Consider the following 24306-nt stretch of genomic DNA (forward strand, 5'->3'; position numbering starts at 1 on the left):
TCCTTGGACGGGAAACCCGTTAAATATGTCCGGTATCGGTCAAAAATTCAGTCAGTAATGCGGCGACTTCAGCAGGTTTTTCAACACAAGGCAAATGCCCAACACGGCGCATCAGTTCAAATCGCGATCCCGGGATCAGATTGATGGTTTCGCGCACCAAATCCGGGGGTGTTGATCCGTCTTCGGATCCGGCGATGCCCAAGGTGGGCAAGCGCAAACTGCTGGTGGGGGTGAAAAAATCAGTGCCCGCAATGGCCGCGCAACAGGCGGCATATCCGGTCACGTTGGTTTGCATAATTTGGTTTCGCCAATGGGCGACATCCCCGTCCCGCAGGAAATCCTTTGAAAACCAACGCTGAATTGTGTCGTCGGCAATGTCGCCTAACCCGTTGTCTTGGATCGCTTCGATCCGTTTGCGCCACACAGAAGGCTGCGCAATTTTTGCCGCCGTATTAGACAGGACCAACCCTCGCACCAGATCAAGCCGTTTGACCGCCAGACCCTGCGCAATCATGCCGCCAATCGACAGGCCAACCACAATGGCGTCTTTGACGTTTAGCGCGACACAGATTGCTTCTAGATCGGCAATCAAAGCCCCCATCGAATAGGGGCCATCGGGCACGTCAGATTGACCATGCCCACGCATATCGGCGCGAATGATGCGGATATTGTCGGGCATGTGGGCGATCATTTCATCCCAGACATGATGGTCTAGCCCCAACGCATGCACCAAAACCACATCGCGCCCCGCCCCCTGTTCCGTGGCATGCAGCGTGACGCCAGCGCGATCAATTTTATGAACGAGCATCAAAGTTTCCTCTGTCCGTGGCGGCCTAAATGAAGCGGGAAAATTTGCGGTTCGGGCCGACGTAGAAACGTGGCCCGAACCAGCTAGCACTCTACAGCCTCCGGTTCCGAATGAACCTCATGACCGTGTTATGCTCCTCCCGATGCGAACTTGATCAAGAATCTGTTACAATGTCAATTGTCTTGGTCATCCTGTTTCAAACGCATATGGGCAATGATCTGACCATGATCCGAAGCGAGTTTGTTATAGGGCGCTTCGGGGTGGGAACCGTCGGTCAGATGATCGTTGAGCACGCTGAAATATTCCATATCCGCGATGCGATCGGCGTAATCGGGGTGGAAATGGCGGGACAGGAAAATCTGGTCGATGCTTTCAAACACGCCGCCAAAGGCCGAGGTATAGACCATGTCCCGCAAGCTTTTGCGTACAAACAGTTTTTCGGCGGAATGCAGGCGCACAGATTCAACGCCTTCGGTGATTTGTTCGTTTTCCTGACGGCTGTAACGATCATTGGCGTGTTTGGCATTGTGCCGCAACATCCAGCTGTAATTCTTGAACGGGGCCTCGCCGGAAATGATTTCCGAACTGACCGCATGTTCGCCGTCGTTAAAATCCCCCAGCACCATCACCGGGCGCCCCAGTTCGATTTCTTTGACAATTTCGCGACGCAGAACCCAGGCTTCGGCCATCCGGCGCAACGCCGCCCGCATCGCGCCCAATGCGCGGCCCACCGGATCATAGGCGGTCAGGTCGGATTCTGGGGCAAATTCTGCGCCTTCGGGACGGACAAATTCCCCCAGTTTGGATTTCAGATGACAGTTGAACACGGTGATGACTTCGCCGCCCACAGGAACGCGCACCTTTAGGATCGGGCGCGACAGACGTTCAACGCGATATGATCCCGCATCGCCCCCACCCAAGGCCTGCAATGGGATATCCAGCGGTTCATCCAGTTTTTGGATGATTTCGGGCGCGCCTTTGAACCCAAACCGTGACAGAACCGCCAAACCGGGGCGGCGCTGACCGGGGCCGCCATCATTGGCATTGGAGGCAAAGGCCAGTTGCGCATCCGTATAGGGACGATAGGCCAGTTTGCGAAAAATCGCGCGTTTATGATAGCGTTTGGACCGGTCGGGGATGGTGATTTCATTTGTTGCGATCCCACGTTTGTCGGCCTCGGCGATGACCGAAGCCAGCGCACTTTCTTCAAAGATCTCTTGGAACCCAACGATATCCGCGTCCATCGTCAACAGCTGATCCGCCATCCAATCCTGTTTCCAGGCAAATTCTTCGGGCGTGTATTCCTGATATTTGTAATATTCCTGCCCGGCGCCGATCAGGTTTTTCACGTTAAAGCTGGCAATGGTAAAGTCGGTCACGCGTATTTCTCCAAGGCTTGTTGAAACATTTTGGAATCTACATTTCCACCTGACGCCACGGCAATCACGGTGTCGCCCGATATTGTATCAGGGCGATAGAGTGCGGCCGCCAAAGCCACAGCGCCGCCCGGTTCGATCACGACCTTTAATCGGGTGAACGCCGCCGCCATGGCGCGCTGGCAATCGTCGTCAGACACGGTTATGCCGGGGCCACACAGATCGGACATTATCGGAAATGTGATGTTGCCTGGTTGCGGTGTGATGATGGCGTCACAGATCGACCCGGATTGCGCGCTGTTGCGTTGAATTTCCCCGCAGCTGAGGGATCGTTTCACGTCGTCAAACCCGACTGGTTCACAGGGCCGTGCCCGCAACCCCGGCGCATCCGCGGCCAGCGCCATCGCGATCCCAGAGGTCAGGCCGCCACCGCCACAGGGTACCAGAACGTCGGCATCCTTGATCCCTAGCGCATTGGCATCTTGGGCGATTTCCAGACCAGCCGTGCCTTGGCCCGCGATCACCTGGGGGTCATCAAACGGGCGCACCAATGTCAGGCCCCGCTCGGTCGCGATTTTGTCACCCAAGGCTTCGCGGCTTTCACCGCCGGGGCGATCATAGAGAACCACTTCGGCCCCCAGCGCGCGGGTATTGTCGATTTTCAGTTGCGGCGCGTCATTGGGCATGACAATCACCGACGCCACGCCATGCTGGGCGGCGGCATAGGCCACGCCTTGGGCATGATTGCCGGATGAAAACGCGATCACCCCGTGTTTGCGCACATCATCAGGCAGGGCAGACAGAGCCGACCAAGCCCCGCGAAATTTGAACGATCCGGTATGTTGCAGGCATTCTGGTTTCAGCAGAACCCGACGCCCGGCAATGTCGTCCAGAAACGGGGACGACAATAGCGGCGTATGGCGCGCGCGTCCCTTTAGCCGCTGCTGCGCGGCGCGGATCATGTCGATATTGCTCATGCTGTGCGCTCCAATAGGGTGTGGATCATGGTCAGGCTTTCGGGTTCATCTAAAAACGGCACATGGCCGCGATCCGGCACTGTAGCCGCGATCAGATTGGGATGACGGGCCTGCATATCGGACAAGGTTTTTGCCGACAAAAGATCTGAGTTCCCGCCCCGGATCACAGCCACGGGAACGGCATTTAACGTTTCAAACAACGGCCATAAATCGACCTCTTCGTTAGAAGAAGCCTGTGCGTTAAACGCATCCTTGAGCGCCGGATCGTATCGCAATTCCAACCCGGTTTCGGTTTCCAGATACATCGCAACCGCCTGACGACGCCATGTTTCAACGCTGACACCGGGGAATTCGTCGCCGTAAAATTTGGCCAGCCCCAGCGCTGCGTCGTCATAAGTTTTTGCCACGGGTTTATTGCCCACATAGGCCATGATCCGCGACAGGCCGGGCATGTCGATCACCGGGCCGATATCGTTCAGGATCACACCATTTAGTCGGTGCACATGGGTCGCGCCCAGCATCATGGCGATCAGCCCGCCCCGCGACGTGCCCAACAGCGTGACCCGGTCCAATGCCAGATGATCCAGCAATTCGATCACGTCCTCGGCTTCGCGGGGGACGGAATAATGGGTGAAATCAGGGTCATAGTCGCTGTTGCCCCGGCCGCGATAATCCAAACGGATGATCCGGTGATGTGGCAGATGGGGCAGTAGCGGTTCAAAATCCCGCGCATTGCGGGTCAGTCCAGCAAGACACAAAAGAACGGAGCCGGAACCTTGATCCTCATAATGCAAGGTCAGGCCGTCGCTGGTGATAAATGTGGGCATCAGGCAAAATCCGGGATTGTGGTCAGGTCAGTCAGAATGTGGTCTGGCGTGGCATAAAGCCGATCCAGCGGGTCGCCTGCGCGGTTGACCCAAACGGTGTCGAACCCAAACCCGGCGGCCCCGGCGGCGTCCCAACCATTGGATGACACAAACAGAACCTCGTCGCGTGTGCAGTTGAACCGCTGTTCCACCAGTGCATAAACGCTGTCATGGGGTTTATAAACGCCGACGGATTGCACGCTTAGGACATCGTCCAGCAATTCATCGATCCCGGCCGATCCGCAGGCGGCTGATACCATATCTGGTGTGCCATTGGTCAGGATCGCCGTGTTCAACCCACGCGATTTCAGGGTTGCTAACATATCGGGCACTTCGGGATAGGCGGCCAATTCATAATACAGCGCCAACAGACGTTCGCGCAGTTCCGGATCGTCCAGATTGGATGCCTCCATCGCCCAATCCAGCCCGTCCTGCGTGACCTGCCAAAAATCGCAATGCTGATCCGCCACAGCGCGCAGCCACGTGTATTGCAACTGCTTGGCGCGCCAATCTGCAGCCAGTTTTGGCCAGACCTCGGCCAGTTTCTGATGGCCCGGCTCGCCGGCGGCTTCGCGGGCGGCGGCATTGACATCCAGCAACGTGCCATAGGCGTCAAAAATACAGGTCGTGATCGGCATTCGGGGTCTCCTTTGGCCAGAGCTTGGCATGGGCCAAGTGGCGGGGAAAGCCGAAAATTGTAACCGCACAATGCGCGCATTGGGGCGTTTTGGCACAAGGTGTTAACGCGGTTTGCGTTTTGCACCCCTGCCAATTAAGGTGCCGCATCAAATTTTCACCATAAGGTAGACAATCATGACCCAAGCCAAAGCGGGTGATACCGTACGCATTCATTACACCGGCACCCTGAACAATGGCGACGTTTTCGACAGCTCAGAGGGCCGCGATCCGCTGGAATTCGCTGTTGGATCTGGTCAGATCATTCCCGGCTTGGACAAAGCGATCCCCGGCATGGTGGTTGGTGACAAGAAAACCGTGCAGGTGCCCTGTGACGAAGCCTATGGCCAAGTGAACCCAGAGGCGCGCCAAGCCGTGCCACGCGCCGATATTCCCGACGAAATCCCAACCGAGCCGGGCACACAATTGCAGATGCAGGCCCCAAATGGCCAAGCTATTCCTGTGACCATCGTCGAAGCCAACGAAACAGAAATCGTTTTGGATGCAAACCACCCGCTGGCAGGTCAGGACCTGACCTTTGCCATCGAAATGGTTGAAATCACCGCATAAATGCGTGTGAAAAATGGGCCGCGTGTTGCGCGGCCCATGTGATTACATGTTCTCAATCTGAGGCATGCCCAGCACATGATACCCACCATCCACGCGGATGATTTCACCGGTTGTGCAGGCCCCCGCATCAGACGCCAGATAAACAGCCGTGCCACCCACGGCGGCCAGTGTTGCATTGGCCTTCATTGGGGCGTTTTGTTCGGTGTGTTTGAACGTGCGTCGCGCGCCGCCAATCGCCGCACCGGCCAGCGTTTTCATCGGGCCGGGTGAAATCGCGTTCACGCGGATACCTTGGCGTCCCAGATCGTTGGCCAGATAACGGGTCGCACTTTCCAGCGCCGCTTTGGCCACACCCATCACGTTGTAATAGGGGGTCACGCGGTTGGCGCCCTGATAGGTCATGGTCAGGATTGTCCCGCCATTTGGCATGATTTCCGCCGCACGGCGTGACACGTCAATCAATGAAAAACAGCTGATATCCAACGAGTTTTTGAAATTGTCGCGGGTTGTGTCCCGGATATCACCTGTCAATTCGTTTTTGTCCGAATAGGCGATGGCGTGGACCACAAAATCGATGCTGCCCCAGCGGGTTTTCAGTTCATCAAACAACGTATCCATCGATGCATCATCCGTCACATCGCAGTCGACCAGAAAATCGCTGCCAGCGCTTTGTGCCAAAGGTTCCAGTCGTTTTTTGAACGCTTCACCTTGGTAGGAAAAGGCCAGCTCGGCCCCGGCTTTGTGCATTTCACGGGCGACGCCCCATGCAATAGACCGTTCATTGGCAACGCCCATGATCAGGCCTCTTTTGCCTGCCATCGAAAGGGTCATGGTTATGCTCCTGTTTTAAATCATAACGCCACGAAACCCGTGGGGATGTCGTGGCGTTAAACTGTGTTAAGACTTATTTCAAAGGTTTTTTGAAACCAATTAGCCGCGGAATTTGGACAACAACATCGACCCGTTGGTGCCGCCAAACCCAAATGAATTGGTCATGACCGTGTCCAAACCTGCATTTTCCACCAGATCCGTGGCGATTTCAGCGGGGTTCAGGGCCGGGTCCAGATTTTCGACATTGATCGACGGAATGATAAAGTCGTTTTCCAAGGCCAACAGACAATAGATCGCTTCTTGGGCGCCGGTGGCGCCTTGGCTGTGACCGGTCATGGATTTGGTCGAACTGATCGGCGGGGTCTGACCTTCGCCAAATACGCGACGCACCGCTTCGACTTCGCCCACATCCCCGACGGGGGTGGATGTGCCATGGGCGTTGATATAGCTGACTTTGCGACCCTCTGGGATGGTCTGCAGCGCCAGACGCATGGCGCGTTCGCCGCCTTCGCCTGATGGGGCCACCATGTCATGACCGTCAGATGTGGCGGCGTAACCTGTGACTTCGGCATAGATTTTTGCGCCGCGCGCTTGGGCATGTTCCAGATCTTCTAGGACCACAATACCGCCGCCACCCGCGATCACGAACCCGTCGCGATCCGCGTCAAACGCCCGCGAGGCGCGTTCTGGCGTGTCGTTATATTTGCTGGACATCGCACCCATGGCGTCAAACAGACAGGACAGGGTCCAGTCCAATTCTTCGCCGCCACCGGCAAACATCACGTCCTGTTTGCCCATCATGATCTGTTCGGCCGCGTTGCCGATACAGTGCAGGGATGTGGAACAGGCGGATGTGATGGAATAGTTGATGCCTTTGATTTTAAAGGCTGTCGACAGGTTGGCGGAAATGGTCGACGACATGCATTTGGGCACAGCAAATGGCCCGATGCGTTTTGGCGCGCCTTTTTCCAGTACGGTTTGATGCGCGGCCAGCATTGCGGATGTGGATGGTCCACCGGACCCGGCCACCAGACCTGTGCGCGGATTTTGAATATCGCTTTCTTCCAGACCGGAATCCGCGATCGCCTGTTGCATGGCGATATGCGCATAGGCCGCACCCGGCCCCATGAACCGCAATGTGCGTTTGTCCACATGTTCGGCGACGTCAATTTTCAGCGTACCCGCAATCTGACTGCGAAACCCGTGTTCGACCATGGGCGCGCAGGCTTCGATGCCTGATTTGCCAGCCTTCAGGGCGGCGGTGACTTCGGCGGCGTTGTTCCCGATAGGGGACACAATGCCAAGACCTGTAACGACGACGCGGCGCATGCGCTCTCCTCTGTTTGTTAACTGCCTGTGTAAGGCAGGCGAGGGCACAACAGCAAGCAGATAGGTATGAGACACAGTGACCTCTGCCTGCAATGCGATCCGATTAACGCCACCTTTATGGGCGCAAATAGAAAAAGGGCACCGGATTGCGCCGATGCCCCCTAGATAAATCGGATGATCCGATTAGCCGATCACGGCGCCGTCTTCGCGCCACACGGCGACCACAGACGACCGGGGTTTGCCGTTGCCATCAGGCCAGGACCCACCGGGATGCTGCACGCCGACAAAGGCGACGGTTTTGTCCAGGTTCCAGCACAGGCCGGTCACTTCGGCACCGTTTGGCACGGTCATAAAGCGGATGATTTCACCGCTTTCAGGATCGCCAACCAGCATCTGGTTGTTGCCCATGCCCTCAAAGTCGCCTTCGTTTTTGTAGTTGCCGTCCGTTTGGATCCACAACATGCCGGTTGAATCAAACACCATCCCGTCGGGCGAATTGAACATGTTGCCCGCATTGATGTTGTCAGACCCGGCATATTCATTGTCGTAAACGGTCGGGTTGCCCGCCATCACATACAGATCCCAGCCGAACACATCCGCAGCGTGGTTTTCATCCGCAGGGGTCCAGCGCACGATCTGGCCGTAATGGTTGGTTTCACGCGGGTTTGGCGCGTTCACGGATGTGTCGTCGCCACCGGCATTTGGCTTTACGCCGCGGTTTTTGTTGTTGGTCAGCGCGCAATAGCTTTCGACTTTGACCGGGTTGGATGCAACCCATTCCGGCCGATCCATCGTTGTGGCCCCAACAGCCGAGGCCGCCATGCGGGTGAAACAAAGGATTTCAGCGGCGTCCATGCCTGTGGTTTCTGGTGTCAGTGCCAGCCATTCACCGGTCATGTCATCGTTGAATTTGGCCGCAAACAACGTGCCGTCATTCAGCAAGTCGCCCCCATCCGTACCGATTTCCCAAACGCCGTTGGACACAAATTTGTACAGATATTCGCCACGCTCATCATCGCCCATATAGACCACAACACGGCCGTCTTTGGCGTGAACCATGGATGCGTTTTCATGTTTGAAACGACCCAAAGCGGTGCGTTTGATCGGTGTCGATGTCGGGTCCGCAGGGTTGATTTCTGTAATGAAACCATGGCGGTGCGGCTCATTTGGTTCAACCGAAATATCAAAGCGCGTGTCGAACTTTTCATAGGCATAGCGGCCTTCGCCACCGATGCCATAGCGGCTGTAACCTTCGCCGGTTGGCTCTTCGCCGGTTGCGCCGAAATAGCCGTTAAAGTTTTCTTCGCAGGTCAGATACGTGTTCCAAAGGGTGCGCCCGGACCCGCAATTGTTCATGGTGCCTTTGACTGTCATGCCATCAGGGTCTGCATTGGTTTGCACCAGTGCGTGACCGGCCAAAGGACCTGCCAGCACCATTTCGGTTTCGTGGGTGATGCGGCGGTTCAGCGGGCTGTCGACAACCACTTGATAACCGGCTTCGCCACGGGCGATTTCCATGACGGTCACACCTTGCAGGTTTTTCAGCAGTTTCACTTCGTCTGCGTTTTGCGGCGTACCCTCAGAGCTGTCGGGCAGGTTGATCTTTGGGTTCACATATTCGGAGTTCACCGTGATGACTTCTTTGCCATCGACGTTGAACAATTCCATGCCGTCTGTGTTTTCGCCAAAGACTTTGTCTGACATGTCCACGGAAACACCGGTTTCTGCGGAATAGGCGCCGTTGGCTTCGGACCACAGGGCATCGCCCCAGCGCACCAGAACGTTATGGGCATAGCCCGCTGGCACATGCACATCAAAATCGGTGGCGATATCTACGGGTTCAAACGCGAATTTCTGATGACCGGCCGCTTGTGCCAATGTTGTGGTTGAAAACAGACCCGTGCCAAACACGGCTGCACCTGACCCAAACGCCAATGCGCCGCCCAAAAAACCGCGACGGGAAATGGCTTTTTCTACAACGGCGTCAAACTGGTTGTTATTTGAACGTGGGTCACGATGTTCGTCGAAATCGTCCCAGGACAGATCGATCAAAGTCTTGTCAGACATGGGGGGTACTTCCTTAAAGCTGGCAAATGCTAACGGTGGCCCGCCTTTGTGGCGGGTGTGCTGAGCAACCGAAATTGCTCAGGCGGTTTTGCCAATCCTTCGTAACGATTCTGCAAAGGAGTTAAGAAAGTATTACGACAGTCTGGGGTGGTCTGCGCCCTTAGCTTTCGCTCAGGGCGACCTTCATGTCTTTGACTTCATAGGCCAATTCGCCGTCCACCTCGACGATGCCATCGGCCACGCCCATGGTCAGACGACGGGTTTGCACCGCTTTGGTAAAGTCGATTTTATAGGTCAGCAATTTCGCATCTGGGCGTACCATTGCCTTTAGCTTGATCTCTCCGACACCCAAGGCATAGCCGCGTCCCGTCCAGCCGCGCCAGCCCAGGTTAAACCCGGTCAGCTGCCACAATCCATCCAGTCCCAGACAGCCGGGCATGATTGGATTTCCCGGAAAATGGCAGTCGAAAAACCACAGGTCCGGCTTGATATCAAACTCAGCCAGAACATGGCCTTTGCCATGTGCGCCGCCATCCTCGGAAATGTCTGTGATGCGATCCATCATCAACATCGGCGGCTCTGGCAGCTGGGCATTGCCTGGGCCAAAAAGCTCGCCGCGGGCGCATTTCAAGAGGTCGTCGCGGTCAAAACTGCTTGGGAAGTTGGCCATGGGCATTGGGTCCTTTTATCTCGGTTGCTTCATCCCCTCTATCACTCGGGGTGCTGCAAGGGCAAGTGCGCCACGATTGCGGATAAAGGGTAAGAATTGTTTAGAATTGCCGCGCAATTGGCCCGACTTGGTGACCCCAAAACCGTGTCATTTTCTATTCATTTGAATTCTGGCCCAAAACCGCTGTAAAGTGGCGCGACATTTTATAGGGCAGACCATGAACACAGATGCAACCACCAGAGGAGGCGCTTGGCTTAATCAGGCCGGTGTTCGTCCCACGCGCCAGCGTGTGGCGCTTGCAGCGTTGCTTGTGGGGGATGGAAATGACCGTCACGTCACCGCCGAAAGCCTGTATGATGCGGCCTCTGAAACCGAAGAAAAGGTATCTTTGGCAACGGTTTATAACACGTTGCGTGCGTTCTGTGATGCCGGTTTGCTGCGTGAAATCGTTGTCGATGGGTCGCGCAGCTATTTTGACACCAACATGTCCGATCACCCGCATTTCTATTGGGAAGACGAGGCACGTCTAACCGATGCACCGGCCGCCGAGTTAAAGATCGCGCAGCTGCCAGATGCCCCTGATGGCATGGAAATCGCCAAGGTTGACGTGGTGATCCGGCTTAGAAAAACCTGAATACACAAAGGTTTATGGGGCGTTAATGCCCTGTTTACTAAGTTTGCCCAAGCTGAGCTTATGTCACGCTCGCTCACGACCTCATCCCAGATGCCATCCCGGCATAAGGTCCCTGGGGGGACCTATTTCTTTACGCTCAGGCTGCGCGATCCACATGCGACTTTGTTGGTTGATCATGTGGATATATTGCGGTCAGCCGTGTCATTGGCCCGCAAAAGGTGGGCCTTTGAGATTGATACCGCGATGATCCTGCCAAATCGGATGCATATGATCTGGCATTTGCCGGATCAGGATGCGGATTACGCCAAACGCTGGCGGCTGATCAAATCTGCGTTTTCCAGAAACCTGCCTGATTCTGTGACGCCTCAATCCGAGGGGCGCGCAAATGCGATCTGGCAGCGGAGATTTTGGGAACATCTGATCCAGGACGAAGGCGATTTGGCATTGCATCGCCATCTGGCCATCACCGCGCCTATTTCCGCAGGGCTGGCAAAACGTGCAGGCGACTGGCCGTTTTCATCCCTTTATCGGCGAAACCGATCCCAATCCGCCCAACGCGCTGCGCGATCCGATAGGGATCATCTGAAACCCGGCTTTAGACCTGTATCAGAGGTGATTCTGGACACGGCAGACCTGCATTAATTGCGGATCAGAACCATTGCCCCGGTTCCATCAGACCCAAATCCAGCAATTGTTGGGAATGCCAGGAAAATGGCGCTGAATTGTGCCAGTGAAAGGATTGAATTTCAAAGGTGCTGCCCGGGTTACGTTTCAGCGCTTTGGCCGTGCGGAACGAACAAATGGCCACCGTTAAATTGTGGTGCCATGGGCAGGAATAGGTGTTGTATTCCGGCTCGTTAAAGGTGTGATCTTCGTTCAGGCGCAACCCGTCTTGGGCGCGAAACAGCGCGATCCGATCAATACGGCGGCGCGGTTTTGGAATATGCTCTTCGAACCGCCAACGCAGGCCGCCAAAGAAATCCAACTGACGGTCCAACGCGTTGTTTTGTGAATCCATACGTGCCAGCGAATAATAGCCGGATTTGTCCAAATACGCGTCTTGGATTGATACCGCATTGGGATTTTCATCCAGATTTCCGGCATAAAGATCAACAACATAGGTCAGAATCGAAAAACGCCGCTCTTCGGTGCTAAAGGCCACCATTTCACCGACTGTGCGATGTTCTGAGAACGGGAAAAACAGGTATTCGGTGTTGTAACAATAATAAAGCCAAACCTTGGGCGCCATATCGATGACCGTGTTGACGACATCCGTCAGGGCATTGTCGGCCAGCATATCATGGTCGACACGGATCACTTTGGCCTCTAACGCGGGATCAATTGTGTGGCGGGGCGCGGAAAACACGATGATCTGGGCAAAGCCACATTCCAAATGATGGCGGATGGTGCTGTCAATCTCAACGTCATCCTCAATCAGGATCAGTCCGACGGGTCCCTTAGACACGCTGGATTTGCCCTGCATTTTGAACGTGTTCAGACTGTTATACCGCATCTTGTTCTTGCCCTTTGCCACATCACGTCAGCTTGGCGCAAAGTCGGTTAATTCTGCGTGCATTGCAAGAGAGCCAAGCAAGGGCTAGATACCCATCGACCGTGAACCCAAGGAATCCTCATGTCCGCGCCAAAGAAGCTTTATATCAAAACCTATGGCTGTCAGATGAATGTCTATGACAGTGAACGTATGGCAGAAACGCTGGGCGGTAAGGGCTACGAAGAGGTCAAATCGCCGGATGAGGCGGATATGATACTGCTCAATACCTGCCATATTCGCGAAAAAGCAGCTGAGAAGATTTATTCCGAACTGGGACGGTACAAAGGTCTAAAGGCCGCCAATCCTGATCTGAAAATCGGGGTTGCGGGCTGTGTTGCGCAGGCCGAGGGCGAGGAAATCATGAAACGCCAGCCCATGGTCGATCTGGTTGTGGGGCCGCAAAGCTATCACCGCCTGCCCGCCATGGAAGAGGCCGTGAGTAAAGGCCAAAAGGCGCTGGATACGGATTTTCCTGAGGAAGATAAGTTCGAAGCGATGAAATCCCGCCCCAAGGCCAAGCGCGGCCCAACGGCGTTTTTGACCGTACAAGAAGGCTGCGATAAATTCTGCGCCTTCTGTGTGGTGCCCTATACGCGCGGCGCCGAAGTCAGCCGCCCGGCGGATCGCATCATGACCGAGGCGCGCAATCTGGTAGAGGTGGGCGTCGCGGAAATCACCCTGCTGGGCCAGAATGTGAACGCTTATAATGGGCACGAAAACGGGTTGGCGGGTATGATCCGCGATCTGGCTAAAATCGACGGTCTGGAACGGATCCGGTTCACGACAAGCCACCCCAACGACATGGATGACGCCCTGATTGCCGCCCATGGGGATTGCGAAAAACTGATGCCGTATCTGCATTTGCCGGTGCAATCGGGCAGCGACCGCATTCTGAAGGCGATGAACCGCAAACACACCGCTGAGGAATATCTGCGACTGATCGAACGCATTCGCGCGGTGCGCCCTGATTTGCACCTGTCGGGTGATTTCATCGTCGGCTTTCCCGGCGAAACCGATCAGGATTTCGAAGACACATTGGCGATCACCCGCGAAGCGGCCTATGGCACGGCGTTTTCGTTCAAATATTCCCCGCGCCCCGGAACCCCGGCCGCAGAGAAAACAGCGTTGATGGTGGACCCGGATGTGGCATCGGAACGTCTGGCGCGGTTGCAGCAACAGATCGTGCAACAGCAACGTGACCTACAAGATGCGATGGTTGGCCGCGATGTGCATGTTTTATTCGAAAAAGAAGGCCGTTTGCCCGGGCAGATGGTTGGTAAATCCGAATATCTGCACGCGGTGCATGTGGATGGGCCGCTTGAATTGCGCGGAAAAATCGCCAAGGTAAGAATCGTTAGCAGCAGCTCAAATTCTCTGGCCGGGCAATTGATCGCCACATAAAGGCCCGAAAATATGGCTCATTTTCGTTAACCTGCGAAACAATCCATGGAAATCACTATGGATTGTTTGCCGTTGATCCACAATATGTGGTCAAAACCCCTTTTAAATTGGCACAATTCGTCTAAAACTGGCAAGATATAGCATCGCTGGCGCGTTTGGACGCCGGCACGGGATGATATTTGTAAGGAAAGCGGTGGCGAACATGATTAATAATGCAGCACGCACCGCGCTGGGGGGCCTGATGGCAGCGGTTCTGGGACTTTCGGTCCTGGGCGATGCGGCAAATGCCCAACAGCGCACTGTAAACGGTGAGCGGTACGAACCAACTGTCTGGATCGATCCAGATGGCTGTGAACATTGGGCGATGGATGACGGCGCCGAGGGTTTCATGACCCCGCACCGGAACCGCGATGGATCCCCGGTATGCCGACGCAGCGAAATCTGTGGTGTGATCCCAACAGATCAGCTGTTTGTAACGGATGAACACTGGATTTCGGATGCCAACAAAAACCGGCTGATGGATTTCTTTAATCAAACCAATGCGTTTGGTTACATCATCTACGGGCACACAGATTCACGTGCTTCGGATGAATACAACATGGCATTGTCCGATCGCCGCGCCAATATGGTGGCATCTGTTGCATCCCAAACGGGTGCACGCATCGTCGACGTGAAAGGTTTTGGCGAACGCCAGCCGCGCGCAACCAACGGCACAGCCGAAGGTATGCAGCAGAACCGTCGCGTTGAAATCTATTGCCTGCGCTAAGGAGACGACCCATGAAAACGATCAAAATTCTCTGCCTCGTCTCTGTTGGGTTCGCCTTGTCCGCCTGTGAAGGTGGCGAAGGTATCCGTCGCATCGGGCCTGACAAATCTGTTGATGGCGGCATCAACGCCCACCATTTGTCGACTTTGGTTGCCGGTGTTTGGGTTGATCCAAATGGTTGTGATCACTGGATCATCGACGATGGCGTCGAAGGTTACCTGTCAGAACGCCTGCAACCCGATGGGACCCCGGTTTGTTCCGGTGTTGCAGAACCCAACACAGCCGTTGGCCCGTTCAAAGACGGCACACCGATTGCTGACGTTCTGTAAACGTTAAGAAAATCCTGACAATCTAAGGCCGCAGCCCCCACGCTGCGGCCTTTTTCGTCTCAATTGCGTGACAATCGCATACGACATCTTGCGGTTAGGCCAACAAGTTGCCACCATACCTTTAGGCACAAGACTCAGGAGATCTGATTGGCCCCAAATACCACGCCCCAAGACGCCCCGATGGATGACACAGAAACGCGGACTGAACTTCGCTCTGAAATTCGGATCGAGTTTCCCGATAACTTCTTATTGATTGACCTTTGCGGTGAACATGATCGCAATTTGGCAGAGATCGAACAGAAATTGTCTGTTCAGATTTTGCGACGTGGCAATCTGTTGATTGTCATGGGCGAAGAAGACGATTGCAAAGCCGCCGAAGCTACATTGCATTCGCTGTATAATCGGTTGGAACAGGGGCGCCCCGTGGAAAACGCTGACATTGATCGCGAATTGCGCATGGGGGGATCCGAAAAAGGCACCGGCACCCGCGATGGTGACCAGATTGAGATGTTCAAACCCGGCTCGGTTGAGATCAAGACCCGCAAGAAGCTGGTGGAGCCCCGCACAGATGCGCAAAAAACCTATGTGCGGTCGCTGTTTGACAATGAACTGGCCTTTGGGATCGGGCCGGCGGGGACCGGGAAAACCTATTTGGCGGTGGCTGTAGGGGTGAACCTGTTTCTGGGGGGGCATGTGGACCGGATTATCTTGTCTCGACCCGCCGTCGAAGCGGGCGAGAAGCTGGGCTATCTGCCCGGCGACATGAAGGATAAAGTCGATCCGTATATGCAGCCGCTTTATGATGCGCTGAATGATTTTTTGCCCGGAAAACAAGTGGCCAAACTGATCGAAGAGAAAAAGATCGAAATCGCGCCGCTGGCTTTCATGCGCGGGCGGACATTGGCCAATGCCTTTGTTGTTCTGGATGAGGCGCAAAACGCCACAACCATGCAAATGAAGATGTTCCTGACCCGTCTGGGCGAAGGATCGCGCATGGTCATCACCGGGGATCGGTCGCAAATCGATTTGCCGCGCGGCGTGCAATCGGGGCTGCGTGACGCAGAGCGGCTTTTGTCGAATATCGACAAGATCAGCTTTAACTATTTCACCTCCAAAGATGTGGTACGCCATCCCTTGGTCGCCAAAATCATTGATGCCTATGAGGCGGACGAAAAATAATTTTTGGCTGTTTTGGTGATCTCGCTGTTGGGCGGGGTCATGCCTGACATTCGTCGATCATTTTCCTGACGGGTGTTAAACACATTCTTTAAACGGTTGTCGTGTTACCGAATGCAAATTGATAAACGCAATACCTTTCGTAATTCAGCGATGCGGGATACACCGGCGCCATGGCAGCAGATATTCTGATTGAAGACCCGCGTTGGCGGGACGCACACCTAGACAGCATCGCAACCCAAGCATGCGTCGCGGCGTTGACACATATCGGACTGGATGAAAACCTGTTTGAAGTCAGTGTGTTGGCCTGCAGTGATAGCCGCATCGCCGAACTGAACTCTGATTTCAGGGGCAAGCCAAGGCCCACCAATGTGCTGTCATGGCCCAGTGCGGAACGCGGCGCAGAGATGGATGGCGGGCAGCCAGACTGGCCATCGGCCGCTGATTCTGAGTTGGGGGATATCGCGATTGCGTTTGAAACCTGCCAGAGAGAAGCCGCCGAGGCAGACAAATCCATGCATGATCACGTGACGCATTTGATCGTGCACGGCGTGCTACATCTGCTGGGATACGACCATGAGCGTGACCTTGATGCCACCCTGATGGAACGGTTGGAACAAGAGATACTTGGCAAACTGGGTATCAAGGACCCATATAGGACATAGAATGAAAGCGCGGGCCATTTTTGCCCTTTGCATACCGGTAGGAGAACATGGGCGAGACCACAGAAGGGTCGTCTAACGCTGCGCAAAGCGCGCGGCCAGACACAGAAGAACCAAATCGCGGCTTTTTCAGTCGCATCGTAGAGGCCCTCAGTCCGACTGATGTAAATGGTGCCGTCGCAGAAGATGTGAACGGCAAAGTTTTGCCCGCCGCCCCAACCCCCAGCCTTGTGAATTTGCGCCGGATGCGCGTCGAAGATGTATCTGTCCCGCAACCTGACATTGTCGCCGCCCCAGTGGATGTGCCGCTGACGGATCTGGTCGAGTTGTTCCGCGAAAGCGGCAAAACCCGTTTGCCGGTTTTTGATGGGTCGCTGGATACGCCAATCGGCTTTGTGAACCTCAAAGACATCGCGCTGGAATATGGGTTTCACTGCGACGAAAACACATTTGATTTACGCGCAACATTGCGGCCGTTGATCTATGTGCCACCGTCAATGTCGCTTGGGGTGTTGTTGCAGAAAATGCAGGCCGAACGGACCCATATGGCGTTGGTGATCGATGAATATGGTGGCACGGACGGGTTGGTCACGATTGAGGACCTGCTGGAACAGGTCGTCGGTGAAATCGAGGATGAACACGATCTGGGCGAAGAGGATCTATGGCAGCGCGAAGGGCAGGGATGTTATATTGCGCAGGCCAAAACCCCGTTGGACGAATTCGAAGCGGAAATCGGCACCGGTCTGACCGAACACGAAGAAATCGACGAAGAAGAGATCGAAACATTGGGTGGTTTGGTGTTTATGCTGGCCGGTCACGTGCCCACCCGCGGAGAAGTTGTGCAACATCCCACAGGTATCGAATTTGAGGTGCTTGAGGCGGATCCGCGTCGGATCAAACGCCTAAAGGTTCAATTGCCGCGCCGTGCCTAGGATGCGCGCCGATCTGATGTCTGGGCTTGGCCCATGGCTGGCGGCGCGGTCTGGCTGGCTTAGGATCACTGTATTTGCGGTCCTTGGTGCGCTGGCTGCATTGGGGCAGGCTCCTTTTGATTTATGGCCCATCACGTTGGTGGCGTTGGCGGTGGCGCTGGCCATGGTGCCGGCGGCAAAAACAGCATGGCAGGCGGCGTTATGGGGATGGGCGCTGGGCGGGGGATATTTCGCCCTTGCATTGAATTGGATCATAGAGCCGTTTTTTGTTCAGCCCGAAATCTATGGATGGATGGCCCCGTTTGCCCTGTTTTTTATGGCGCTGGGGGCGGGGTTATTCTGGGCCATTGCCTTTGGGATCACGCGCCGTTTCATCGGGCCCGGTATTCTGGGGGCGGCGCTGGGTTTGGCCATTCTGGAATATACGCGATCGGTGATTTTCACGGGGTTTCCATGGGCTTTGCTGGGGCATATCTGGATTGACACGCCATTGCTGCAATTGGCGTCGGTGATCGGACCACATGGGTTAACGATTGTGACCTTGGCGGGGGCGGTTTTGCTGGCGCAGGTGCGGTTCAGCCTTGGCTGGGTTGTGCAAACGGGGGCTGTGGTGATCGGGGTCGGGCTGGCTTGGGGGGTGACCACGACCACAACCGCCCACACAGCACGATTGGACGGGCCGGTGATCCGGTTGATCCAGCCCAATGCGCCGCAGGACCAAAAATGGGACCCAGAGCTGGCCCCGATGTTTTTTGAACGGCAATTGAGCTTTACCAATGCCCAATCAGAAACCGGCATTGCCCCCGATCTGATTGTCTGGCCCGAAACGTCGGTGCCCTATTTCCTTGAATATTCGGGCACTGCACTCGAAGAAATTGGCGAAGCCGCCCAAGGCGTGCCGGTGATCGTTGGCATCCAGCGACTAGAAGAACCGCGGTATTACAACAGTTTGGTGATGTTGGGACGCGGCGGGCAAGTCCAGAATATCTATGACAAAACCCATTTGGTGCCGTTTGGCGAATACGTCCCGTTTGCGGACCTGCTGGGACAGTTTGGCATCCACGGTTTGGCTGCCAACGAAGGCGGCGGGTTCAGCGCCGGGGCCAAGGGGCCGAGGGGGCAAATGGCTGTGCTGTCGGTGCCGAATGTCGGAAACGCCCTGCCGATGATCTGCTACGAAGGCATTTTCGCGCAAGAAGTGAACAACTGGGACACCCGCCCCGATTTCCTGTTGATGATCACAAATGATGCTTGGTTCGGCGAATTTGTTGGTCCCTTTCAGCATCTGGCGCAGGCACGCTTGCGCGCCGTAGAACAGGGGCTGCCGATGATCCGGGTGGCCAACACGGGCGTGTCTGCGCTGATTGATCCCTATGGTGTGATCCGCGATCATATCCCGTTGGGGCAGGCCGGTTGGATCGATGTTGTCTTGCCTGCGCCCGCGCCGTTGACGATCTATGCACGATTTGGCGATAAGCCCGCGTTGTTGCTGATCGGGCTCTTGTGTTGTGCCGTTTTAGTGCGACGCCGAATGATCATTGACCCACGCGCCCCTGCGGCGTAACCCAAACCCGCAAAACACCCCACAACGGCTTCCTGACGTGGCGGACAATAAACCAACGGAGCACGATACATGGCACGTAAGAACTACACATTCACTTCGGAATCCGTTTCCGAAGGGCACCCTGACAAGGTGTGCGACCGAATTTCAGACGCCATTCTGGACGCATTCATCGCTGAGGAACCAGAGGCGCGCGTTGCGTGTGAAACCTTTGCCACAACCAACCGGGTTGTGATTGGCGGCGAAGTGGGTCTGGCCGATCAGGACAAGTTGGCCGATTATATGGGCCGGATCGACGCGATCACACGCGCCTGTATCAAAGATATCGGCTATGCGCAGGACAAATTCCACCACGAAACCGTGGAAGTGACCAACCTGCTGCACGAACAATCCGCCCATATCGCCCAAGGCGTGGACGCGGCCGCAGACAAAGACGAAGGCGCTGGCGATCAGGGCATCATGTTTGGCTATGCGACCAACGAAACCGACGCGTTGATGCCTGCTCCGATCCAGTATTCCCACGCGATCCTGCGTCGTCTGGCCGAAGTGCGCAAAAACGGCACAGAACCTGCGCTGGGCCCGGATGCCAAATCGCAGCTATCTGTGAATTACGTGGATGGCAAACCGGTTGGCGTCAGTTCACTGGTTCTGTCGACCCAGCATTTGGACGAAAACCTGACCAGCGCCGACATCCGCGCCATCGTTGAACCTTATTTTGTCGAAGTCCTGCCAGATGGCTGGCTGACCGACGACACGGTGTGGCACGTGAACCCAACCGGTAAATTCGTCATTGGCGGTCCCGATGGGGATGCGGGCCTGACCGGGCGCAAAATTATCGTGGACACCTATGGTGGCGCAGCCCCGCATGGTGGCGGCGCGTTTTCCGGCAAAGACCCAACCAAGGTTGACCGCTCCGCAGCCTATGCAGCGCGCTATCTGGCGAAAAACATCGTAGCAGCCGGCATGGCGGATCTGTGCACGGTGCAGCTGTCTTATGCGATCGGCGTGGCCAGCCCATTGTCGATCTACGTAGACACCCATGGTGCAACAAACGTCAGCGCCGCCGAAATCGAAGCGGCCATCCCAAAGGTCATGGACCTAACACCGCGCGGCATTCGCACCCATCTGGGTCTGAACAAACCGATCTATGAACGCACGGCGGCCTATGGCCATTTTGGCCGCACACCGGATGCGGACGGCGGATTTAGCTGGGAAAACACCGATCTGGTCGAGGCGCTGAAAAAAGCCGTCTAAACAGACCAAATTGACGACAAAGCGCCCCGGTTTTGGGGCGCTTTTTTGTTGAGCATTGTGAAACGCCACGAATGTTTGACGCGACTCCGCAGAGTTTCTGAATTGTGTCAGAGACGCGTTTTAAGCAATACCGGCACAATCCTTAGGTATTTCAAACTCAATGACGGCTTTGTGGGATAAAACGGATGTTCTCTATTTGCTCTTAGATGTCTGCTTCGGTAAGGCAAAAAATGAGGTTCACCACGATAAAACTGAGCGCGTTCGTTGACTCCTCGGCTGGTTGTAGCCCTCAAAAGCTGCCATCAGTGGCGTAAAATTAGTTATAGGAAATCAAAAAACAATATGAGTCGTTTGGCCATTGTCCTCTCATTCCTTGCGCCTTCACTTGCTTTTGGCCAAGATCTCCAAACAAACGTGACGGACATTACGTACATTCTCGAGGATGAAGTGCCCGGATTAGGTATAAAAGTCGATATTTCAGAATGGGTTGCTGAAGACCAACTGAGCAAGCTGGCGCAGGAAATCTGCGAAGGGGTCGCGCCAGAAGTGCTCCCACAACTTGCAAAACGAAACGACTTGGCAGCCCCAACCTTTATTGAAGTAGACGCCAAGGTTCCACGTTCGTTTGGCATAGTAAGTGTCAACATTGGTCAAGTTCGTCGGTTCTCATACAATGACGACGGAACGTGTGCTCCACTCTGGGTAGACGATTAGTCCGCTATTCAATCTGTCAGGCCCGGCAGGCCAAATTGCCGACATTCGCTGCTGGCAACCAAACTGGAAGGTCTGGGCTAACCGGACATTCGCTGCATTCTGCCCAAACATCCGGTTCTCGTTGTCAGGGCCGGTTATTGACGCAAAGGCCAAGGTCATCTGACGTGCCACAGGTGTTGACTTGAGCGCGTTGGCGCGTATCTCAACCCTATCGGGTTAAGGAGTTTGCTATGTTTTGGTCGCGTCCAATGATTTCCGAGGATATGCAGGACTGGATTTTGGAATGTTTTGAGTGGTTTGATGACCATTTTGAGCCCCCAAAACAGCCCATCCTTCCGACCAAAACGTTCTTCAAAGCCTCTGGCGGAACCGGAATAGAAACCGCCCGGGGTGTCCTAAACGACATCCAGCGCCACATGGAATTCCATCAACAAGTTGAACTGGCCCCATTGGATCAGGTCTCAGAAGAGTACCGGATCGATTATCGGGCCACGTCATTGGTATCTGGCACTTTTCAGAACGATGCAGGAGTGCCATTTATCCGCTTTGATCCAGACCTGATCAAACGCCCCAGCTTGTTTATCAATACTCTGGCGCATGAATTGATGCATGCCCGCCTATCCCCGCATGTGCAGGATGTGCCCGGTGGTGAAGGGGCGCATGAACTGGCCACGGATTTGGGTTGTATCATCGCTGGATTTGGCGTGTTTCAAATGCAGTCGGCCGATGATGTGGGCTGGTCAGGCTACATGAGCCAGCAATCCCGCGCCTATGCGTTATCGGTGTTTTTGCAACGGCGCAATTTAGGGCCCGATGCGGTGTCGTCGCATCTGTCCTATCGGTGCAATAAATTGCTTAGCCGCGCGTTTAAAATGGCCTAAGCGGACGTTTCACCCATTTGCCGCGTTGATCAATCCGCCCATGGGCCATGCCGCCCGGGCAATCCGTCCACGCGGTCAAATCCGTGACGTCCGAAATAATCACGCTGACCTTGGATCACATCCGCCGACCCGCGCGCCTGTGTCATCCCGTCAAACCACTGCAATGCATTGGACAGGACCGGCACAGGATGCCCCGCTGTGATGGCGGCACCCACCAGGCGGCGTAGGGCGGGGATGGTGGCGTTCAGCTGATCCACCATGGCAGGGGCAAAGGCCAGTTTGCCCTCGGGTGCGCCCGCGCGGAATGCTGTGGCGATGTCATCCAACAACGCGGATCGGATGATACAGCCCGCCCGCCAGATTTCTGAAATCCGCGCCATGTCCAGCGCCCAGTCAAATTGCGCGGATGCGGCGGTCAACAGATCAAAGCCTTGGCTGTGCCCGATGATGCGCGCGGCCAGCATCGCCTGTTCGATATCCGCCTCTGACAGGTCAACATCGCCGCGTGTTGGCGCAAACAATGCCTCGCCCACGGCCCGACCGTCCCGATCCGCAGACCAGACCCGCGCCCCCACGGCTGCCTCGATGGTTGAGGCCGCAACGCCCAATTTCAACGCTTCGATCACGGTCCAGCGCCCGGTGCCTTTTTGTCCGGCCGCATCGACGATCACATCGACCAAAGGCGCGTTTGTGGCGCTGTCTGTGGCGCCCAAAACCGCGCCAGTGATTTCCACCAGATAGGATTTCAACGGGCCGGTATTCCAGCGATCAAACACTTGACCAATGGCGGCAGGGTCCATGGATTTACCGCGCCGCATGAGCCCGTAAGTCTCTGCGATCACTTGCATATCGGCATATTCGATGCCGTTGTGAACCGTTTTTACAAAATGCCCAGCCCCATCAGTACCCAGCCGGTCCGCACAGGGCGCGCCGTCAAATTTGGCCGCAATCGCGTCGACCAAGGGGCGCACGCCCTGCCAGACGGATTGGGTGCCGCCGACCATGATGGAAGGCCCGTTGCGCGCGCCGTCTTCGCCGCCCGACACGCCCATCCCGAGGAATGCCAGCCCGGCCTGTTCCATTTCGGCGGTCCGTCGGCGGGTTTCGTTGAAATCCGCATTGCCCGCATCAATCACCACGTCACCGGGTTGCAAATGGGGTTTCAAATCCGCGATGGATGCATCCACAGCAGCACCCGCAGGCACCATCAGGATGATCACACGCGGGTTTGGCATGGCTTGGGCCATGGCCACCAAACTGTTGTGACCTGTTAGTTTGTTCGCCAGCGCACCTGCCTCAGTGATGAAATCATCAACCCGCGCAGCGGACCGGTTTGCCACATGCAATTCAAACCCGTTATCTACGATATTCAACGCCAGCGCGCTGCCCATTGTTCCAAGTCCAAACAGACCAAAAGACGGGGATGTTTCGGGCGATGTCATGGGGCGCGCTCCTGAATGTGTTTGCGCTCACATAAGGGCAGGGCGCGCCCAATTTCAAGGGCCAGTCGCGGCAGGTTCAATCCGCCAAGCGACGGAATGTCAGGTAATGGGGGGTGCGATCTTCGCGCAGGGCCTTTTGTTCATAGCGGGTCGAAATCCAGTCAGGCCAGGCCACACGCCAATCCTCTGGACCCTCTGCCAGCCATTCAAACCCTTGTTTTGGCACAACTTCCAGCGTTTGGCGCACATAATCCGGAATATCCGTTGCCACACGGAAAATCGCACCGGGTTTCAACACACGCGCGAGGGGGGCGATGTGATCTGGGGTCACAAAACGGCGGCGGTGGTGACGCTTTTTGGGCCAAGGATCGGGATATAACAGGAACGCTTTGGAAATGGACGCCTCGGGCAACACGTCAAACAAATGCCGTGCATCGCCGGGATGCACGCGCAGATTATCAACGCCGGCCTTGCGGATTTTGCCTAAAAGCATCGCCACGCCATTGATATAAGGTTCGCAGCCAATGATGCCCACATCCGGGTTCTGCTGCGCCTGATGCACCAGATGTTCCCCACCCCCAAAGCCGATTTCCAGCCAGACATCTTTGTCGTCAAACAGACCCTCTAGGTCCAAATTGGTGCGGTCCGGATTCACATCCCATTCCACCGGGCCGGGCGAAAATTTGGCCAAATCTTCGTCCAGATATTCCTGTTGGGTCCCGCGCAAAGTCTTGCCTTTGAAACGGCCATAGAAATTGCGCCAAGGCGCGCCAGTCGGGTGTGTTTTGGGGGCTTCATCTGTCATGCGCATGGCTTTAGCGGTCTGGGGGGCG

The 24306-nt window shown here is 55.6% G+C and carries 25 protein-coding genes and 1 riboswitch; of the genes, 13 read left to right on the top strand and 12 right to left on the bottom strand.

Annotation, left to right across the window (positions count from 1 at the left end; all coding sequences use genetic code 11):
- Nucleotides 1-19 precede the first annotated feature (19 nt).
- The 5 genes from pcaD to AB1F12_RS03490 all read right to left on the bottom strand — a co-directional run bounded on the left by pcaD (nucleotide 20) and on the right by AB1F12_RS03490 (nucleotide 4665).
- A complete protein-coding gene (gene pcaD / locus AB1F12_RS03470) occupies nucleotides 20-808 on the bottom strand; it encodes a 3-oxoadipate enol-lactonase (RefSeq protein WP_368186604.1) in 789 nt (262 codons plus the stop codon).
- 173 nt (nucleotides 809-981) lie between these two features.
- Nucleotides 982-2187, bottom strand: coding sequence for an endonuclease/exonuclease/phosphatase family protein (locus tag AB1F12_RS03475; RefSeq protein WP_368186606.1), 1206 nt, complete (start codon nucleotides 2185-2187; stop codon nucleotides 982-984).
- Nucleotides 2184-3161, bottom strand: a complete 978-nt coding sequence (locus AB1F12_RS03480) for a threonine/serine dehydratase (RefSeq protein ID WP_368186607.1) — start codon at nucleotides 3159-3161, stop codon at nucleotides 2184-2186. Before AB1F12_RS03480 ends, AB1F12_RS03475 begins: the two co-directional genes overlap by 4 nt.
- Nucleotides 3158-3988 carry an alpha/beta fold hydrolase gene (locus AB1F12_RS03485; RefSeq protein ID WP_368186609.1) on the bottom strand — a complete coding sequence of 277 codons (831 nt, stop codon included), beginning with the start codon at nucleotides 3986-3988 and terminating at the stop codon, nucleotides 3158-3160. The genes AB1F12_RS03480 and AB1F12_RS03485 overlap by 4 nt, the downstream gene beginning before the upstream one ends.
- Nucleotides 3988-4665: a haloacid dehalogenase type II gene (locus tag AB1F12_RS03490; protein ID WP_368186611.1), complete on the bottom strand. Its 678-nt coding sequence runs from the start codon at nucleotides 4663-4665 to the stop codon at nucleotides 3988-3990. Before AB1F12_RS03490 ends, AB1F12_RS03485 begins: the two co-directional genes overlap by 1 nt.
- A gap of 175 nt (nucleotides 4666-4840) precedes the next feature.
- On the opposite strand from AB1F12_RS03490, the gene AB1F12_RS03495 reads away from it, so the two are divergent.
- On the top strand, nucleotides 4841-5272 hold the full coding sequence (locus tag AB1F12_RS03495) for a peptidylprolyl isomerase (protein WP_368186613.1): 432 nt from the start codon (nucleotides 4841-4843) through the stop codon (nucleotides 5270-5272).
- A gap of 42 nt (nucleotides 5273-5314) precedes the next feature.
- Here the strand turns inward: AB1F12_RS03495 and AB1F12_RS03500 are convergent, their stop codons facing one another.
- From AB1F12_RS03500 to fabA, 4 genes are all read right to left on the bottom strand, one after another.
- Complete coding sequence (locus AB1F12_RS03500; RefSeq protein WP_368186615.1) at nucleotides 5315-6103, bottom strand: enoyl-ACP reductase; 789 nt, start codon at nucleotides 6101-6103, stop codon at nucleotides 5315-5317.
- Nucleotides 6104-6202: 99 nt separating this feature from the next.
- Nucleotides 6203-7432 carry a beta-ketoacyl-ACP synthase I gene (fabB, locus tag AB1F12_RS03505; protein ID WP_368186616.1) on the bottom strand — a complete coding sequence of 410 codons (1230 nt, stop codon included), beginning with the start codon at nucleotides 7430-7432 and terminating at the stop codon, nucleotides 6203-6205.
- A gap of 183 nt (nucleotides 7433-7615) precedes the next feature.
- A complete protein-coding gene (locus AB1F12_RS03510; protein WP_368186617.1) occupies nucleotides 7616-9499 on the bottom strand; it encodes a PhoX family phosphatase in 1884 nt (627 codons plus the stop codon).
- 160 nt (nucleotides 9500-9659) lie between these two features.
- On the bottom strand, nucleotides 9660-10169 hold the full coding sequence (gene fabA / locus AB1F12_RS03515; protein ID WP_368186618.1) for a bifunctional 3-hydroxydecanoyl-ACP dehydratase/trans-2-decenoyl-ACP isomerase: 510 nt from the start codon (nucleotides 10167-10169) through the stop codon (nucleotides 9660-9662).
- A gap of 217 nt (nucleotides 10170-10386) precedes the next feature.
- Between fabA and irr the strand changes: the two genes are divergently transcribed.
- Nucleotides 10387-10803 carry a Fur family transcriptional regulator Irr gene (irr, locus tag AB1F12_RS03520; protein WP_368186620.1) on the top strand — a complete coding sequence of 139 codons (417 nt, stop codon included), beginning with the start codon at nucleotides 10387-10389 and terminating at the stop codon, nucleotides 10801-10803.
- Between the two features lie 60 nt (nucleotides 10804-10863).
- Complete coding sequence (locus AB1F12_RS03525; RefSeq protein ID WP_368186622.1) at nucleotides 10864-11445, top strand: transposase; 582 nt, start codon at nucleotides 10864-10866, stop codon at nucleotides 11443-11445.
- A gap of 7 nt (nucleotides 11446-11452) precedes the next feature.
- Here the strand turns inward: AB1F12_RS03525 and AB1F12_RS03530 are convergent, their stop codons facing one another.
- Nucleotides 11453-12316, bottom strand: coding sequence for a hypothetical protein (locus tag AB1F12_RS03530; protein ID WP_368186623.1), 864 nt, complete (start codon nucleotides 12314-12316; stop codon nucleotides 11453-11455).
- Between the two features lie 120 nt (nucleotides 12317-12436).
- Between AB1F12_RS03530 and miaB the strand changes: the two genes are divergently transcribed.
- The 10 genes from miaB (at nucleotide 12437) to AB1F12_RS03580 (ending at nucleotide 22031) form a co-directional block, all read left to right on the top strand.
- Nucleotides 12437-13756, top strand: coding sequence for a tRNA (N6-isopentenyl adenosine(37)-C2)-methylthiotransferase MiaB (miaB, locus tag AB1F12_RS03535; protein WP_368186625.1), 1320 nt, complete (start codon nucleotides 12437-12439; stop codon nucleotides 13754-13756).
- 202 nt (nucleotides 13757-13958) lie between these two features.
- Nucleotides 13959-14522 carry an OmpA family protein gene (locus tag AB1F12_RS03540; protein WP_368186626.1) on the top strand — a complete coding sequence of 188 codons (564 nt, stop codon included), beginning with the start codon at nucleotides 13959-13961 and terminating at the stop codon, nucleotides 14520-14522.
- Between the two features lie 11 nt (nucleotides 14523-14533).
- Entirely contained in the window at nucleotides 14534-14851 is a 318-nt protein-coding gene (locus AB1F12_RS03545) for a hypothetical protein (RefSeq protein ID WP_368186628.1), read from the top strand.
- A gap of 180 nt (nucleotides 14852-15031) precedes the next feature.
- Entirely contained in the window at nucleotides 15032-16030 is a 999-nt protein-coding gene (locus AB1F12_RS03550; protein ID WP_368188253.1) for a PhoH family protein, read from the top strand.
- Nucleotides 16031-16200: 170 nt separating this feature from the next.
- A complete protein-coding gene (gene ybeY / locus AB1F12_RS03555) occupies nucleotides 16201-16692 on the top strand; it encodes an rRNA maturation RNase YbeY (RefSeq protein WP_368186630.1) in 492 nt (163 codons plus the stop codon).
- A 47-nt stretch (nucleotides 16693-16739) separates the two neighbouring features.
- Nucleotides 16740-17621, top strand: a complete 882-nt coding sequence (locus AB1F12_RS03560; protein ID WP_368186632.1) for a hemolysin family protein — start codon at nucleotides 16740-16742, stop codon at nucleotides 17619-17621.
- Between the two features lies 1 nt (nucleotide 17622).
- Nucleotides 17623-19185 (top strand): apolipoprotein N-acyltransferase, encoded by a 1563-nt coding sequence (gene lnt, locus AB1F12_RS03565; protein ID WP_368186633.1) that lies wholly within the window; start codon nucleotides 17623-17625, stop codon nucleotides 19183-19185.
- Between the two features lie 13 nt (nucleotides 19186-19198).
- Nucleotides 19199-19248: riboswitch (SAM-SAH riboswitch) on the top strand.
- Between the two features lie 6 nt (nucleotides 19249-19254).
- The gene (gene metK, locus AB1F12_RS03570; protein ID WP_368186634.1) at nucleotides 19255-20436 is read left to right on the top strand and encodes a methionine adenosyltransferase; all 1182 of its coding nucleotides are present in this window, start codon (nucleotides 19255-19257) and stop codon (nucleotides 20434-20436) included.
- A gap of 342 nt (nucleotides 20437-20778) precedes the next feature.
- Nucleotides 20779-21150, top strand: coding sequence for a hypothetical protein (locus AB1F12_RS03575; RefSeq protein WP_368186636.1), 372 nt, complete (start codon nucleotides 20779-20781; stop codon nucleotides 21148-21150).
- A 230-nt stretch (nucleotides 21151-21380) separates the two neighbouring features.
- On the top strand, nucleotides 21381-22031 hold the full coding sequence (locus AB1F12_RS03580; RefSeq protein WP_368186638.1) for a hypothetical protein: 651 nt from the start codon (nucleotides 21381-21383) through the stop codon (nucleotides 22029-22031).
- Between the two features lie 29 nt (nucleotides 22032-22060).
- Here the strand turns inward: AB1F12_RS03580 and gndA are convergent, their stop codons facing one another.
- Together gndA and trmB are read right to left on the bottom strand one after the other, a co-directional pair.
- Nucleotides 22061-23473 (bottom strand): NADP-dependent phosphogluconate dehydrogenase, encoded by a 1413-nt coding sequence (gene gndA / locus AB1F12_RS03585; protein WP_368186640.1) that lies wholly within the window; start codon nucleotides 23471-23473, stop codon nucleotides 22061-22063.
- Between the two features lie 76 nt (nucleotides 23474-23549).
- Nucleotides 23550-24278, bottom strand: coding sequence for a tRNA (guanosine(46)-N7)-methyltransferase TrmB (trmB, locus tag AB1F12_RS03590; RefSeq protein WP_368186641.1), 729 nt, complete (start codon nucleotides 24276-24278; stop codon nucleotides 23550-23552).
- Nucleotides 24279-24306: the final 28 nt, after the last annotated feature.

The sequence above is a fragment of the Aestuariibius sp. HNIBRBA575 genome (assembly GCF_040932005.1).
Lineage (GTDB): Bacteria > Pseudomonadota > Alphaproteobacteria > Rhodobacterales > Rhodobacteraceae > CANLNM01.

What these genes read in the sequence shown, in the direction of transcription:
- pcaD (WP_368186604.1), bottom strand. Translation starts at nt 808, where the DNA reads ATGCTCGTTCATAAAATTGATCGCGCTGGCGTCACGCTGCATGCCACG.
- AB1F12_RS03480 (WP_368186607.1), bottom strand. Translation starts at nt 3,161, where the DNA reads ATGAGCAATATCGACATGATCCGCGCCGCGCAGCAGCGGCTAAAGGGA.
- AB1F12_RS03485 (WP_368186609.1), bottom strand. Translation starts at nt 3,988, where the DNA reads ATGCCCACATTTATCACCAGCGACGGCCTGACCTTGCATTATGAGGAT.
- AB1F12_RS03490 (WP_368186611.1), bottom strand. Translation starts at nt 4,665, where the DNA reads ATGCCGATCACGACCTGTATTTTTGACGCCTATGGCACGTTGCTGGAT.
- AB1F12_RS03495 (WP_368186613.1), top strand. Translation starts at nt 4,841, where the DNA reads ATGACCCAAGCCAAAGCGGGTGATACCGTACGCATTCATTACACCGGC.
- AB1F12_RS03500 (WP_368186615.1), bottom strand. Translation starts at nt 6,103, where the DNA reads ATGACCCTTTCGATGGCAGGCAAAAGAGGCCTGATCATGGGCGTTGCC.
- fabB (WP_368186616.1), bottom strand. Translation starts at nt 7,432, where the DNA reads ATGCGCCGCGTCGTCGTTACAGGTCTTGGCATTGTGTCCCCTATCGGG.
- AB1F12_RS03510 (WP_368186617.1), bottom strand. Translation starts at nt 9,499, where the DNA reads ATGTCTGACAAGACTTTGATCGATCTGTCCTGGGACGATTTCGACGAA.
- fabA (WP_368186618.1), bottom strand. Translation starts at nt 10,169, where the DNA reads ATGGCCAACTTCCCAAGCAGTTTTGACCGCGACGACCTCTTGAAATGC.
- irr (WP_368186620.1), top strand. Translation starts at nt 10,387, where the DNA reads ATGAACACAGATGCAACCACCAGAGGAGGCGCTTGGCTTAATCAGGCC.
- AB1F12_RS03525 (WP_368186622.1), top strand. Translation starts at nt 10,864, where the DNA reads ATGTCACGCTCGCTCACGACCTCATCCCAGATGCCATCCCGGCATAAG.
- AB1F12_RS03530 (WP_368186623.1), bottom strand. Translation starts at nt 12,316, where the DNA reads ATGCGGTATAACAGTCTGAACACGTTCAAAATGCAGGGCAAATCCAGC.
- miaB (WP_368186625.1), top strand. Translation starts at nt 12,437, where the DNA reads ATGTCCGCGCCAAAGAAGCTTTATATCAAAACCTATGGCTGTCAGATG.
- AB1F12_RS03540 (WP_368186626.1), top strand. Translation starts at nt 13,959, where the DNA reads ATGATTAATAATGCAGCACGCACCGCGCTGGGGGGCCTGATGGCAGCG.
- AB1F12_RS03545 (WP_368186628.1), top strand. Translation starts at nt 14,534, where the DNA reads ATGAAAACGATCAAAATTCTCTGCCTCGTCTCTGTTGGGTTCGCCTTG.
- AB1F12_RS03550 (WP_368188253.1), top strand. Translation starts at nt 15,032, where the DNA reads ATGGATGACACAGAAACGCGGACTGAACTTCGCTCTGAAATTCGGATC.
- ybeY (WP_368186630.1), top strand. Translation starts at nt 16,201, where the DNA reads ATGGCAGCAGATATTCTGATTGAAGACCCGCGTTGGCGGGACGCACAC.
- AB1F12_RS03560 (WP_368186632.1), top strand. Translation starts at nt 16,740, where the DNA reads ATGGGCGAGACCACAGAAGGGTCGTCTAACGCTGCGCAAAGCGCGCGG.
- lnt (WP_368186633.1), top strand. Translation starts at nt 17,623, where the DNA reads ATGCGCGCCGATCTGATGTCTGGGCTTGGCCCATGGCTGGCGGCGCGG.
- metK (WP_368186634.1), top strand. Translation starts at nt 19,255, where the DNA reads ATGGCACGTAAGAACTACACATTCACTTCGGAATCCGTTTCCGAAGGG.
- AB1F12_RS03575 (WP_368186636.1), top strand. Translation starts at nt 20,779, where the DNA reads ATGAGTCGTTTGGCCATTGTCCTCTCATTCCTTGCGCCTTCACTTGCT.
- AB1F12_RS03580 (WP_368186638.1), top strand. Translation starts at nt 21,381, where the DNA reads ATGTTTTGGTCGCGTCCAATGATTTCCGAGGATATGCAGGACTGGATT.
- gndA (WP_368186640.1), bottom strand. Translation starts at nt 23,473, where the DNA reads ATGACATCGCCCGAAACATCCCCGTCTTTTGGTCTGTTTGGACTTGGA.
- trmB (WP_368186641.1), bottom strand. Translation starts at nt 24,278, where the DNA reads ATGACAGATGAAGCCCCCAAAACACACCCGACTGGCGCGCCTTGGCGC.